General features: G+C 72.6%; 13 protein-coding genes. 7 read left to right on the plus strand and 6 right to left on the minus strand.

The window, feature by feature from the left end; translation table 11 throughout:
* Positions 1–14 precede the first annotated feature (14 nt).
* The gene (locus tag ACGFIG_RS21450) at positions 15–1,283 is read left to right on the plus strand and encodes a glycosyltransferase family 4 protein (RefSeq protein WP_393005402.1); all 1,269 of its coding nucleotides are present in this window, start codon (positions 15–17) and stop codon (positions 1,281–1,283) included.
* 567 nt (positions 1,284–1,850) lie between these two features.
* Here ACGFIG_RS21450 and ACGFIG_RS21455 read toward each other — a convergent pair.
* The 5 genes from ACGFIG_RS21455 to ACGFIG_RS21475 all read right to left on the minus strand — a co-directional run bounded on the left by ACGFIG_RS21455 (position 1,851) and on the right by ACGFIG_RS21475 (position 5,633).
* Positions 1,851–2,573: a CDP-alcohol phosphatidyltransferase family protein gene (locus tag ACGFIG_RS21455; protein ID WP_393005404.1), complete on the minus strand. Its 723-nt coding sequence runs from the start codon at positions 2,571–2,573 to the stop codon at positions 1,851–1,853.
* Positions 2,548–3,615: an iron-containing alcohol dehydrogenase family protein gene (locus ACGFIG_RS21460; RefSeq protein WP_393005406.1), complete on the minus strand. Its 1,068-nt coding sequence runs from the start codon at positions 3,613–3,615 to the stop codon at positions 2,548–2,550. The genes ACGFIG_RS21455 and ACGFIG_RS21460 overlap by 26 nt, the downstream gene beginning before the upstream one ends.
* A complete protein-coding gene (locus ACGFIG_RS21465; protein WP_393005607.1) occupies positions 3,603–4,334 on the minus strand; it encodes a sugar phosphate nucleotidyltransferase in 732 nt (243 codons plus the stop codon). Before ACGFIG_RS21465 ends, ACGFIG_RS21460 begins: the two co-directional genes overlap by 13 nt.
* A 79-nt stretch (positions 4,335–4,413) precedes the next feature.
* A complete protein-coding gene (locus ACGFIG_RS21470) occupies positions 4,414–5,187 on the minus strand; it encodes a hypothetical protein (RefSeq protein ID WP_393005408.1) in 774 nt (257 codons plus the stop codon).
* Positions 5,184–5,633: an NUDIX domain-containing protein gene (locus ACGFIG_RS21475; protein WP_393005410.1), complete on the minus strand. Its 450-nt coding sequence runs from the start codon at positions 5,631–5,633 to the stop codon at positions 5,184–5,186. Before ACGFIG_RS21475 ends, ACGFIG_RS21470 begins: the two co-directional genes overlap by 4 nt.
* Positions 5,634–5,750: 117 nt before the next feature.
* On the opposite strand from ACGFIG_RS21475, the gene ACGFIG_RS21480 reads away from it, so the two are divergent.
* The 4 genes from ACGFIG_RS21480 to corA all read left to right on the plus strand — a co-directional run bounded on the left by ACGFIG_RS21480 (position 5,751) and on the right by corA (position 9,432).
* Positions 5,751–6,143 carry a cyclic nucleotide-binding/CBS domain-containing protein gene (locus ACGFIG_RS21480; protein ID WP_393005412.1) on the plus strand — a complete coding sequence of 131 codons (393 nt, stop codon included), beginning with the start codon at positions 5,751–5,753 and terminating at the stop codon, positions 6,141–6,143.
* Positions 6,144–6,270: 127 nt separating this feature from the next.
* The gene (locus ACGFIG_RS21485; RefSeq protein ID WP_393005414.1) at positions 6,271–6,729 is read left to right on the plus strand and encodes an ester cyclase; all 459 of its coding nucleotides are present in this window, start codon (positions 6,271–6,273) and stop codon (positions 6,727–6,729) included.
* Between the two features lie 106 nt (positions 6,730–6,835).
* Complete coding sequence (locus ACGFIG_RS21490; RefSeq protein WP_393005416.1) at positions 6,836–7,930, plus strand: PLP-dependent aminotransferase family protein; 1,095 nt, start codon at positions 6,836–6,838, stop codon at positions 7,928–7,930.
* Between the two features lie 353 nt (positions 7,931–8,283).
* Complete coding sequence (corA, locus tag ACGFIG_RS21495) at positions 8,284–9,432, plus strand: magnesium/cobalt transporter CorA (protein WP_393005418.1); 1,149 nt, start codon at positions 8,284–8,286, stop codon at positions 9,430–9,432.
* A gap of 145 nt (positions 9,433–9,577) precedes the next feature.
* Here the strand turns inward: corA and ACGFIG_RS21500 are convergent, their stop codons facing one another.
* Positions 9,578–10,387 (minus strand): hypothetical protein, encoded by an 810-nt coding sequence (locus tag ACGFIG_RS21500; protein WP_393005420.1) that lies wholly within the window; start codon positions 10,385–10,387, stop codon positions 9,578–9,580.
* 84 nt (positions 10,388–10,471) lie between these two features.
* Here ACGFIG_RS21500 and ACGFIG_RS21505 point away from each other — a divergent pair, with 84 nt between their 5' ends.
* Both ACGFIG_RS21505 and ACGFIG_RS21510 read left to right on the plus strand, forming a co-directional pair.
* The gene (locus ACGFIG_RS21505; RefSeq protein WP_393005422.1) at positions 10,472–11,002 is read left to right on the plus strand and encodes a peptidylprolyl isomerase; all 531 of its coding nucleotides are present in this window, start codon (positions 10,472–10,474) and stop codon (positions 11,000–11,002) included.
* Between the two features lie 126 nt (positions 11,003–11,128).
* Positions 11,129–12,043 carry a rhomboid family intramembrane serine protease gene (locus ACGFIG_RS21510; protein ID WP_393005424.1) on the plus strand — a complete coding sequence of 305 codons (915 nt, stop codon included), beginning with the start codon at positions 11,129–11,131 and terminating at the stop codon, positions 12,041–12,043.
* Positions 12,044–12,104 lie beyond the last annotated feature (61 nt).

Consider the following 12,104-nt stretch of genomic DNA (forward strand, 5'->3'; position numbering starts at 1 on the left):
GAAAGGCAAGCTCCGTGAGAATCGTGGTGGCGCACAACCGGTACCGGGAGGCTCAGCCCTCCGGTGAGAACACGATCGTCGACGTGGAGATCGCGCAGCTCACCTCGGCCGGAGTGGAGGTGCTGCCGTTCATCCGCAGCTCGGACGAGATCCCGTCGATGTCGAAGTCGGCCAAGGCGCTGCTGCCGATCTCGCCGATCTGGGCGCCCCGCGCGCAGGAGGACCTGAGCCGGCTGATCGCCGAGCACCGGCCGGACGTGCTGCACCTGCACAACCCGTACCCCCTGATCTCGCCTTGGATCGTGCGGACCGCGCACCGGCACGGCGTGCCGGTGGTGCAGACGGTGCACAACTACCGCCAGGTCTGCTCCTCGGGGCTCTACTTCCGCGACGGGATGATCTGCCAGGACTGCCGGGGCCGGGCCCTGGGGGTGCCGGCGATCGTGCACCGCTGCTACCGGGGCTCGCGGGCGCAGAGCGCCCTGATGGCGACCACGCTGGCCGTGCACCGGGGCACCTGGCGCTCGGTGGACCGGTTCGTCGCGCTCACCTCGGCGGTCGCCGACCACCTGCGCGACTACGGCATCCCGGCCGAGCGGATCGTGGTGAAGCCCAACGGCATCCCCGACCCGGGGGCGCCCGCGCCGCTCGGCGACGGCTTCCTCTACATGGCCCGGCTCTCCCCCGAGAAGGGGCTGGACCTGCTGCTGGACGCCTGGCGGCGGCACCCGGACGGCGCGCTCGGCCCGCTGCGCATCGCCGGGGACGGGGAACTGCGCCCGCTGGCCGAGGCCGCCGCCGCCGAGCGCGCCGACGTGACCTACCTCGGGCCGCTGGACCGCGCCGGAGTACGCGCCGCGATCGAGGCCAGCGCGGTCATCGTGGCCGCCTCCACCTGGCACGACGTGCTGCCCACCGTGATCATCGAGGCGCTGGCCGCCGGCCGGCCGGTGCTCGGCACCGCGCTCGGCGGCATCCCGTACCTGCTCGGCGCCGACGCCCCCCGCGAACCCGCCGGCACCGGCCCGGCCGCCGTCGCCACGGCCACCCCGGGGGAGGGCCGCGTCGCGCTGCCCACCGGTGTGGAGGCGGGCGAGGCGGGCTGGGTGGTGCCCCCGGAGCCGGCCGCCATGGCCGCCGCCCTCCCGGTGGCCCGCACCGGCGCGGCGACGCTGGCCTCGGCCGCCCGGCTGCGCTACGAGCGCACGTTCCACCCCGACGTGGTCACCAAGCGCCTCCTCGACATCTACGCGGGCGTCTCGGCCCCCGCCTCACCCCGCTGAGCCCCGGCCCCCCCGCCTCGCCTCACGCCTGCCTCGCCTTGCGCCTGCCAACCGCTGGCCGACGGAGCCTGCCCCGCCCCGCTAGGCCACCTCGTTGGCCGGGGCAGCGGTGTCCCGGACGGAGTTGATGATCGTGATCAGGCGATCCAGGTCAGCGGACGGGAAGACCCCGCCTCCGTCGCCGGTCGGCACCCGTATCCGCTGACGGGCGGAGGATCCGTGGGCGGAACACTGTCGAGCTGATGTCGTAGACGACTCACCGCCGGTGGTGGCACAGCGGCGGCCCGGAGGCGACCGCCTGATGTCACAGACGACTCAGCTCGACAGCGTCCGTACGACCCTTTCGCCCGCGACTGGCCCGGCGAGCACCATCGCCCCACGGAGCACGGATCACCCGTTCAAGGCTGCGCGACGGGGCACATTCGTTTCGGAGCCGGGGCGCTTTTCTCTCGGTGGCCGCGAGTGGCAGAAGAACGCCGACGGCCATAACCGGCAGTGACGCTGCCTGCGGCAGCACCGCCATCGGCGCAAAGCCGTCCGTCCGGAGCCGTCCCCCGCCGTGGCAGCTCAGCGGAGGGAGGCGCGGGCCGAGAAGGCGATGCTGGCGAGCAGGAAGCCGCCGTTGACGATCGTGAACGCCACGATCACCCAGAGGACCAGGGCGGGGGCGAAGGCCAGCACCAGGCCGGCCGCGAAGATGACCGCGCCGTAGTCGCGGACGAGCTTCACGAGGCGTACGGGCAGCGAGGTCGAGGTGACCATGCTGGCGGCGTTCGGGCCGGCCTGCATCACCGACGTGACCAGGTTGACCATCCAGGTGCCGGCGAAGATCGCGACCAGCCAGCTCGGCGTCGACGGCTCCTGCGCCACCGCCGTCGCGGACAGGGCGGCGACCAGGGCGATCTGGGCGGCCACGTCGGCGAGCACGTCGACCCGGGCACCGGCGGCGCTGCCCTGCCCGGTCACCCGGGCGAGCTGACCGTCGGCACAGTCCAGGGCGTACGCCACCTGCCAACCGACCAGCGCGAGCAGCCCGACCGCCCAGGCCGGTACGTCGCTGGCGGCGACCCGCCCGGCGAGTGCGACCACGGTGACGGAGGTGGCCAGGCCGAGCACCAGGTTGGCGATGGTCAGCGCGGTCGGGCGCAGCCCGAGGCGCTGGGCGACGAGCGCGAAGACCGCGCCCAGCCACTGGCTGATCGATTCGCTGAACAGGCCGCCGCCCCGGTTCACCCGATGGAAGTCGGCGACGGTGGGACGGGGTTCAGCCACGGTGGTCGCGGATTGCACCGGCGTAGTCTGCCAGCCGCTCCCGCGTCTCGGAAGGCGACATCGCCAGGTGTTCGAGGATCGTGTAGCGGTCCGGCCGGGTCCGGGGCGCGAACTGCACGGCATCGACGAACTGCTCGTCGCTCAGGCCCAGGTCAGCCGGTGTGGTGGCGAGACCGTGCCGGTGCAGGCAGCGGGCGAGCCGGCCGAACCGGTCGGTGTCGCCGCGCAGGAACGTGCAGAAGAGGGCACCGAGCCCCACCTGCTCGCCGTGGGCGGCCGTGCCGGGATGGAGCCGGTCGATCGCGTGGGAGATCTCGTGGTCGCCGCCGCTGGCGGGGCGCGTCGACCCGCACACCGAGCTGGCGATGCCGCCCATGATCAGCGCCTCGGCCAGCGTGGTGAGGAAGCTGTCGTCGGTGATCTTGCCGGGGTGGTTGAGCAGCGCCTCCGCACCCGTGCGGGCCAGCGTCACCGCCAGCCCGTCGATGGGCTCGCCGCGTACCTCGTGGGCGAGTTCCCAGTCGGCGCAGGCGTTCAGGTTGCTCACCGCGTCGCCGATGCCGGCCTGGGTCTGCCGGTCCGGGCCGTTCTCCACGAAGTCGAGGTCGACGATCACCGCGATCGGGATGTGCACCCCGTAGGAGCCCTTGCCCCCCTCGTGGTCGAGCGAGGCGGTCGGGGAGGCGATGCCGTCGTTCGCCAGGCTGGTCGCCACCGTCACCATCGGCATCCCGTAGCGGGTGGCGGCGTACTTGGCGGTGTCGATGGTCTTGCCGCCGCCGATGCCCACCACGGCGTCGTAGTGACGACGGCGCAGCCGGTCACCGAGGTCGTTCGCCGCGTCGATGGTGCCGCCGACGACCGTGAAGACGTCGGCCGCGCCGAGCGACGGCCGGCACAGCTCGACGATCCGTTCGCCCTGGCCGGGGCCGACCACGACGGCCACGTCCCCGCCGGACGAGATCCGCCGGTCGGCCAGCACCGCCCCGAGGTCGGCCACCGCGCCCCGCCGCACCTCGATCACGAGCGGGGTGTTGACCGTACGGGCTAGTAGCGGCACGCGATCTCCCGCGCCCGGGCCAGGTCGGCGTGGTTGTCGACCTCGACCCAGGAGACGTCGCCGATCGGCGCCGCCCGGACCTCCCCGCCCCGGTCGGCGAACTCCTGGTAGCCGTCCTCGTAGTAGAGGTTCGGGTCACGCCGCCACGTCGCCTCCAGCGCGTCGGCGAGGGCGTCGGCCACCTGCGGTTCGATCAGCGTCGCGCCGATGTACTCCCCGTACGCGTCGCCCGGGTTCATCAGCTTGGTGATCCGGGTGAGCTGGCCGGCGGCGTCGAAGGTGGTCTTCATCTCCTCCTCGGCCAGCGGCTTGATCGTGTCGACGGCCAGCAGGATGCCGGGGCCACGCTCGGCCAGCAGCGTCTTCTCCACGCTCACCGGGTGCACGGTGTCGCCGTTGACCAGCAGCACACCCCGCGAGAAGTGCTCCCGGGCCAGCCAGAGCGAGTAGGCGTTGTTCCACTCCTCGGCCTTGTCGTTGTGCACGAGGGTGATCGTGACGCCGTACCGCTTCTCCAGGTCGGCCTGCCGGGAAACGACCGCGTCGGCGGCGTAGCCGACCACGATCACGACGTCGGTGAGCCCCACCTCGGCCAGGTTACGCAGCGAGATGTCCAGGATGGTGGTGTCGCCGTCGACCGGCACCAGCGCCTTGGGCAGGGTGTCGGTGTACGGGCGCAGCCGGCGCCCCGCCCCGGCTGCGAGCACCATCCCGATCATTGAGGCGTCCTCCGTCGTACGAGTCCCGGTCACCGCTGGAGGATAGCCCCGCGCGGCGGCACCGCTGCGGTCAACCGGGTCAGCCGGGCAGCGCCGCCAGGTCCGCCAGCACCCCCAGTCGCTCCTCGGCGGTCAGTACGGCGTACGGGCCGGCGGCCCGCCGGTCGGTCTCCAACTCGATGGCGAGCTGTTCCGGGCCGGGCGGCAGGGCGGTGGCGCTCGCCGCGCTGTGCCCGGCGGCGTCGCACGCGGCGGCGTGCGCGTCGGCCCGGTGGTAGCGCATCGTGCCGAGCCGGTTCAGCAGCAGCACGCCGGGCGGGGTGCCGTCCGGCTCGTACGGCGGTGCCGTGGCGGCGAACGCCGCACCCGCCGCCTCCGCCTCCTGCTCGTCGGCCAGCACCAGCGCGCACGTGAGCACCCGGCCGAACGCCTCCACCAGCCGCAGCACCCGGTCCTCGTGCCCCGCCCAGAGTTCCTCGGTGACCTCCGCGTGCACCTGCCACAGCTCGGCGAGGAAGGCCGTCCCGCGCTCCGTGGCGGAGAGTTCCCCGTCGGCGCTCCGGTGGATCATCCCGTACGCCACCTGCTTGTCCAGGGCCCGCCGGCACTCGACCGGGTCCCGGTAGCGGGTGACCGCCGCGAAGCCGGTCTCGTCGACCGTCCCGCCCGGCACCGCGAGGCGGGTGCGGAACTCCAGCAGGAAGCTGGTGGCCGCCGGGCCGCCGTACCGCTGGCTCAACTCGGCGGCGCCGCCGTCGCGGCCGGCGAGGATGCCGGCGACGAACGCCCGGTCCACCGCGGGGGCGACCAGGCCGGCGAACCGGTGCGGCGCCAGCTCGACGGTGTCGTTCACAGACCGATCGAACGCAGGGCGGCGAAGCCTTCGTCGGCGATCCGCCGGATGAGGCCGTCGTTGACGTCGCGGTTCTCGTCGAGCAGGTCGAGCTCGTCGGCGGCGAGCCAGCGGAACTCGGTGTGCCTGCCCACCTCCAGCGTCGGTCGGGTCAGGTCGCCGTCGACCCGGACGAGCCAGTCGCGTTCGATGCGCGCCAGGCCGTCGTCGGCGACGTAGCGGTACTCCCCGACGTAACCGAGCACGTGCGACACCGTCCAGCCGGTCTCCTCGGTCACCTCCCGGCGCAGCGCGTCCAGCCAGTCCTCGCCCGGTTCCAGGTGACCGCCGACGACGTCCCAGCAGTTGGGAAAGATGCGCCGGTGAGGAGACCGACGCTGGACGAAGAGTCGGCCGTCTTCGTCGAAGATCAGCGCGCAGGCGCAGCGTAGTGGCTCGGTGGACACGCCACGACAGTAGCGAGCCGGGGCGCTCCCCGGCGACGCCCGCTCTTGTCGCCGGGCAGCGTCTGTGCGCACCATGTTCCCTTACCGGGTGCCACCGTCCCACAGGGGTGATGCGTGATGCGGGTTCGGGAAGCGATGTCCAGCGAGGTTCTCGTGGTCGGCCCGGAGCACACGCTCCGCCAGGCGGCCCGGATGATGTCGGCCCGCGGTGTCGGGTCGGCGGTCGTGATCGACCCGGACTCCGAGGGCGTCGGCATCATGACGGAACGCGACGTGCTCAAGGCCATCGGCGCCGATCTGGACTGCGACGTCGAGCGGACGGGCTCGCACCTGACCTGGGACGTGGTCTACGCCGGGCCGGAGTGGACGGTGGAGGAGGCGGCCGCGGCCATGGCCCGGGGCGGGTTCCGGCACCTGGTGGTGCTCGACGGGCGCGAGGTGGCCGGGGTGATCTCCGTCCGGGACATCATGCGGGTCTGGGCGGAGAGCCGGATGGCCGAGGCGAGCTGACCCGTCCAGAGGTTCGTCCCGGGGGCCGGTCGCTCGACGCCGTCCTCGTCGCGGGTGTGGCGGGGCGATCGACGGGTAAGGATTCCGTACGGACACGGACGGGCCGTGATCCGCGACGGAGGTCCTCATGCGTGGCGCGGATCGGCTGGTCGAGCAGCAGTACGCGATGCTCCTGCGGCGGGACGTGGCCCGGCTGCCGGACCTCTACGCGGCCGACGCCTTCTATTCCATGCCCGGCGTCACGGTGCGCCCGATCGAGCTGCCCGCCCTGCTGCGCACCTGGACGGGGGCCTTCCCGGACCTCTCCGTCGACCCGATCGGGTCGGTGCAGACGGCCGGTGGCGCGGCCGTCGAGCAGCGGCTCACGGGCACCCACACCGGTGTGCTGCACACCCCGTTTGGGACCGTCGCGCCGACCGGCCGGCTGGTGAGCTGGGACGTGGTGGACGTCGTCCGGGTCCGGCGCGGCCGGATCGCGGCCTGGCGTTCCTACTTCGACTGGGGGCAGCTCATCGCGGCCCTCGGCCTGCACGTGGACGGGCTCTCCCGGGAGGCGCAGCACGACCCGCTCGGCCTTCCGGTCTGACCTGTCGGCGACCGGTGGATGCCGGTCACCCGTCCCGGTGGCTCAGGATGCGGACATCGCCGTGCCTGGCGCACACACCCCGTCGCCTTCCGTACGCTGAACAGCCATGACTGCCGAGCAGCTGATCTCCTTCGCCCGTGGCGCTCCCTCGCTGGACATCGTCGATGTCGAGGGGCTCAAGGCCGCCGCCGTCCGCGCGTTCGACGCCGATCCTGCCGGGGTGACCGCCTACGGCACCTCCGTCGGCTACCTTCCGCTGCGGAAGTGGATCGCCGAGAAGCACGGGGTCTCCGCCGACCAGGTGCTGATCACCAACGGGTCGTTGCAGGCGGACGCGTTCCTCTTCGACCACCTGGTCCGCCCCGGCGACGCGGTGGTGGTGGAACGCCCGACCTACGACCGCACCCTGCTGAACCTCCAGCGGATGGGCAGCGAGCTGCACGGCGTCACCATCCAGCCGGACGGGCTCGACACCGCCGAGCTGCGCAAGCTGCTGGAGTCGGGGGTACGCCCCCGGCTGGCGCACGTCATCCCGAACTACCAGAACCCGGCCGGCGTGACGCTGAGCCTGGAGAAGCGCCGGGAACTGCTCGATCTCGCCGCCGAGTACGGGTTCACGATCTTCGAGGACGACCCGTACGCCGACATCCGGTTCCGGGGCGAGGCGCTGCCGTCGATGCTCTCGATGGACACCCGCGACGTGGTGGTGCACGCCTCCAGCTTCACCAAGACGGTCTGCCCCGGCGTACGGGTCGGCTACCTGGTCGGCCCCGCGGACCTGATCGGCGACATCGCGAAGAAGGCGACCAACCTCTACATCTCGCCCGGCATGGTCTCCGAGGCGATCGTGCACCAGTTCTGCGTCTCGGGCGACATCGAGCGCTCGATCGAGACCGTACGCGCGGCGCTGGGCGAGCGCGCCCGGGTGCTGGCCGAGTCCCTGCGCCGGCACATCCCGGAGGCCCGCTTCGTGGAGCCCGACGGCGGCTACTTCCTCTGGGTCGAGCTGCCCGAGGACGTGGAGGTCGACCGGCTCGCGCCGGCCGCCGCCGAGCGCGGGGTCGCCGTGGTCAAGGGCAGCGACTTCGTCGTCGACGGCGGGCGGCACGCCCTGCGGTTGGCGTACTCGGCCGTGACCGCGGACCGGATCGACGAGGGGGTGCGGCGCCTGGCGGAGGCCATGGCGGCCGTCCGTAGCTGAATTTCTGTCAGATTTCTGACAGTTGCGCGATCGTGGCCGCCCCGGGTCTCCCGCCGGGGCGGCCGGCGGCTCACAATGCTGCGAGCGTCACTCACCACGTGTAGTGGAACTCACCGCCCGGTGCCGGCCCCGCCGCACCGGTGCCTGATTCCCCGCCGGCTCGGCCAGCGACACGTGGGGCGGCGCGACCAGCACAACCCCCGCCCCCAAAGGGCGCCGGGTGGGCCGTGTCGTCCCCTCACCCCCCTGATGCGACCCGGCCCGCCCGGCGCCACCCTCCGCCGATCGTCACCGGCGGTGATCATCGCCGCGCGGCGTACTGTTCACCCGCGGCAGCGCGTGGGAGGGGCGTGATGACGGACCGGGAACAGCAGGGGCGGACGACCGCGCCGAACGGCGGGCGGGTGCTGAGGCCCCGGGACTGGGTGGCGCCGGTGCGGGCGATGACCCGCCGGCTCAACTCCGACAATCCGCAGCAGGTCTCCTCGCCGGCCGGCCCCGAGCGCAGCGCGGTGGTCGACTGCGCCCTCTACGTGGACGGCCGCCGGCAGCCCGGCGACTGGCGGTACGCCGAGGCGCTCGCCGCGGCCCGCCGCGAGGAACATGGCTTCGTCTGGCTCGGCCTGCACGAGCCGGAGCTGGCCGAGATGACCGCCATCGCCGCCACCTACGGGCTGCACGAGCTGGCCGTCGAGGACGCGGTGAAGGCGCAGCAGCGCCCCAAGCTGGAACAGTTCGGTGAGGTCAGCTTCCTGGTGCTGCGGACCGCCCGGTACTGCGAGCACGCCGAGCTGACCGAGCACTCCGAGGTCGTCGAGACCGGCCAGGTGCTGCTCTTCATCGGCCCGAACTTCCTGGTCAGCGTCCGGCACGGGGACGCCTGCCGGCTGGCTCCCGTCCGCGCCGACCTGGAGACGAAGCAGGACCTGCTGCTCCAGGGGCCCTGGGCGGTGGCGTACGCGGTCACCGACCGGGTGGTGGACCTCTACCTGGAGGTGGCCGACCGGCTGGAGGACGACCTCGACACGCTGGAGGCCGACGTCTTCGACCGGCAGTCCAGCGGTCGGATCCAGCGGATCTACCAGATGAAGCGGGAACTGGTGGAGTTCAAGCGGGCCGTGATGCCGTTGCAGCGCCCGATGATGACGCTCACCGCGCAGATGAACCGCGACGTGCCCAAGGAGATCCGCCGCTACTTCCGCGACGTGCAGGACCACCTCAGCCGTACGGTCGAGCAGGTCAATTCCTACGACGACCTGCTCAACTCCATCCTCCAGGCGCGGCTGGCCCAGGTCACCGTGGACCAGAACAACGACATGCGCAAGATCGCCGCGTGGGCCGCCATCGCCGCCGTCTGGACCGCCATCGCCGGCATCTACGGGATGAACTTCGAGGTCATGCCGGAGTTGCGGATGACGTACGGCTATCCGGTCGTCCTCGCCCTGATGCTGGCCATCTCGCTGGCCCTCTACCGCTGGTTCCGCCGCAACGGCTGGCTCTGACGCCCGCCGCCCGCCGCCCACCGCCCGCCGCCGGCCGCGGAACCGCCGGCCGGGCGAGCGCCGGACCCGCAGTCGCCGCACGCGGAAGCGCCGGCGGTGCGGCGGGGAGCCGCTTCGCCGGCGCTTTCCGGGACCGACAGAGCTGTCAGCGGCGGCTGTTGGCCTTGGCGCCGCCCTTGCCGAGCGCCTGGGTCAGGTCGTCCGCCGGACGGCCCGAGGTGTCCTTGGCGCCCTCGGCCACCGACGGGACCTTGTCCGTCGGGTGGACCGCCGGCTGCTTGCCCGGGGTGGTGGTGGAGGCGCTGTCGCCGCCGGCCACCGCCGAGCTGCCGGCGCCGGTCGGGCCGCCGGCCACGCCCGGGCCGCTCGGCTTCGTCGAGGCGTCCGGGGTGCGGATCTCCATGGTCTCGACCTCGTCGCGCATCGGCTCCAGCGTGCGGGTCGGGTCGTACTCGGCCCACTCCTGCTGCTCCCGGCGCCGCCGCATCGCCATCGCGGCGACCCCGGCCACCGCGCCGGCCGCGAGCAGGCCGGTCATCATGGACCCGCCCCGCCGGGAGTTCTTCTTCCGGGCAGCCTTCATGTTCTTCGCCTTGACCTTCCTGGTGGCCGCGGCCTGCTTGGCTGCGACGGCCTTCCTGCCGGTGACCGCCTTGCCCGCCGCCTCGGCCTGCGCCTTACGGACGGCCAGGGCCAGCGGCGCGAGCGCGGCGACGGTGGACGCGAGGCCGCTGGACGCGCGGTCGCGCACCATGACGGCGGTCGGCGCGACGGCGCCCCGGGCCGCCTGGACCCGCGGGGCGACGGTGGCACCGGCACCCTTCGCGGCGTACGTCGCGGCCTGCCTCAGGTGACCGAGGCCCTGGTTCAGCTCCACCTTGGCCAGCTGTCCCTGAGTCTTACGCCGCCCGATTCCAAACACGGTCCCACCTCCTGGGAGTTGTTCCTTCGTCATCCTCCACCTTCGGATGCCTCCGCACTGCCAGATCGGGCACATGGGAGGATCCGCATGGAACTGACCAACGAGTGAGGAGTACCCGTGGCCGAGGCTGTCTACGCCACCTTGCACACCAACGCTGGCCCGATCCGGCTGGAGCTCTTCGGCAACCACGCCCCGAAGACCGTGCGGAACTTCGTCGAACTGGCGGAGGGCACCCGCGAGTACACCGACCCGCGCACGGGTCAGCCGGGCAAGGGGCCGTACTACGACGGCACCATCTCGCACCGGGTGATCAGCGGCTTCATGATCCAGATGGGCGACCCGACCGGCACGGGCCGTGGTGGCCCGGGCTACAAGTTCGGTGACGAGTTTCACCCCGAGCTGCGCTTCGACCAGCCGTACCTGCTGGCGATGGCGAACGCCGGGCCGGGCACGAACGGCTCGCAGTTCTTCATCACCGTGTCGCCGACGCCGCACCTGAACAACCGGCACACCATCTTCGGGAAGGTGGCCGACGAGCAGTCCGCGAAGGTCGTCGACGCGATCGCCAACACCCCGACCGGCCCGAACGACCGGCCGCTGCAGGACGTCGTCATCGAGCGGGTCGAGATCGAGCGGTCCGCTGCCTGAGCGCAACGCCGTCTCAGCGGTCCGCTGTCCGAGCGGTCCGCGAGGTACCTTTGCCGACATGACTGAGCGCTCCGAGGGCCGGGAACGGTTGGTGGTCCGCGTGATCCGCGACGGCGGGCGAACGTGGTGAGCGAATCGCCACCCACCACCCCGGTCTGCTACCGGCACCCCGGCCGGGAGACGTACGTCCGCTGCACCCGCTGCGACCGGTCGATCTGCCCGGACTGCATGCGGGAGGCGTCGGTCGGGTTCCAGTGCCCGGAGTGTGTGGCGGAGGGACGACGTAGCGTCCGGCCGGCGCGTACCGCCTTCGGTGGCGGTACCGCCGGCCGGCACGGCTACGTCACCAGGGCGCTGATCGCGCTCAACGTGCTGATGATGCTGCTCTCGATCGCCTCCGACCGGGGCGGGGACGCGGCGGTCGGCGGCTCCGGCTTCGGCGGCCTGATGGGCGGCAGCACCCCGCTGACCGACTGGGGCGCGGTGCTCGGCGGCGCGCTCTTCCCCGACGGCACGGTCGGCGGCATCGCCGAGGGCGAGTGGTACCGCCTGGTCACCGCGATGTTCCTGCACTACGGCGTGGTCCACCTGCTGCTGAACATGTGGGCCCTGTGGGTGCTGGGTCGGTCGCTGGAGGCCAGCCTCGGGCCGCTGCGCTTCCTGGCGCTCTATCTGGTCGCCGGGTTGGGCGGGAACGTCGCCGCCTACCTGTTCAGCGCGGAGAACCAGCTCACCGCCGGTGCCTCCACGTCGATCTTCGGCCTGTTCGCGGCGCTGGTGGTCATCGAACGGAAGATGGGGCGGGACATCTCCCAGGTGCTGCCCATCCTGGTGATCAACCTGGTCTTCACGTTCACGGTGCCGGGCATCTCGATCCCGGGGCACCTGGGCGGCCTGGTGGTCGGCGGGCTGCTGGCACTCGTGTTCGCGTACGCTCCGCGGTCGCGCCGGACGCTGGTGCAGTTCGCGGGCGGCGCGCTGATCGTGCTGGCGCTGATCGGCCTGGCCCTGGTCCGCACCGCGGCCATCGTCGGCGGCTGACCTCCGGCCCGGCTCCGGGTCCCCGCGCGGCCGGGCCGGGCGCGCGTGGGCCGGGCTGCGG

It is taken from the genome of Micromonospora sp. NPDC049048, from assembly GCF_043197615.1.
Classification (GTDB): domain Bacteria; phylum Actinomycetota; class Actinomycetes; order Mycobacteriales; family Micromonosporaceae; genus Micromonospora.

Coding starts and splice junctions, on each gene's coding strand:
- ACGFIG_RS21465 (WP_393005607.1), bottom strand. CDS start 4,334: ATGATCGGGATGGTGCTCGCAGCCGGGGCGGGGCGCCGGCTGCGCCCG.
- ACGFIG_RS21480 (WP_393005412.1), top strand. CDS start 5,751: ATGCGGGTTCGGGAAGCGATGTCCAGCGAGGTTCTCGTGGTCGGCCCG.
- ACGFIG_RS21485 (WP_393005414.1), top strand. CDS start 6,271: ATGCGTGGCGCGGATCGGCTGGTCGAGCAGCAGTACGCGATGCTCCTG.
- ACGFIG_RS21490 (WP_393005416.1), top strand. CDS start 6,836: ATGACTGCCGAGCAGCTGATCTCCTTCGCCCGTGGCGCTCCCTCGCTG.
- corA (WP_393005418.1), top strand. CDS start 8,284: ATGACGGACCGGGAACAGCAGGGGCGGACGACCGCGCCGAACGGCGGG.
- ACGFIG_RS21500 (WP_393005420.1), bottom strand. CDS start 10,387: ATGACGAAGGAACAACTCCCAGGAGGTGGGACCGTGTTTGGAATCGGG.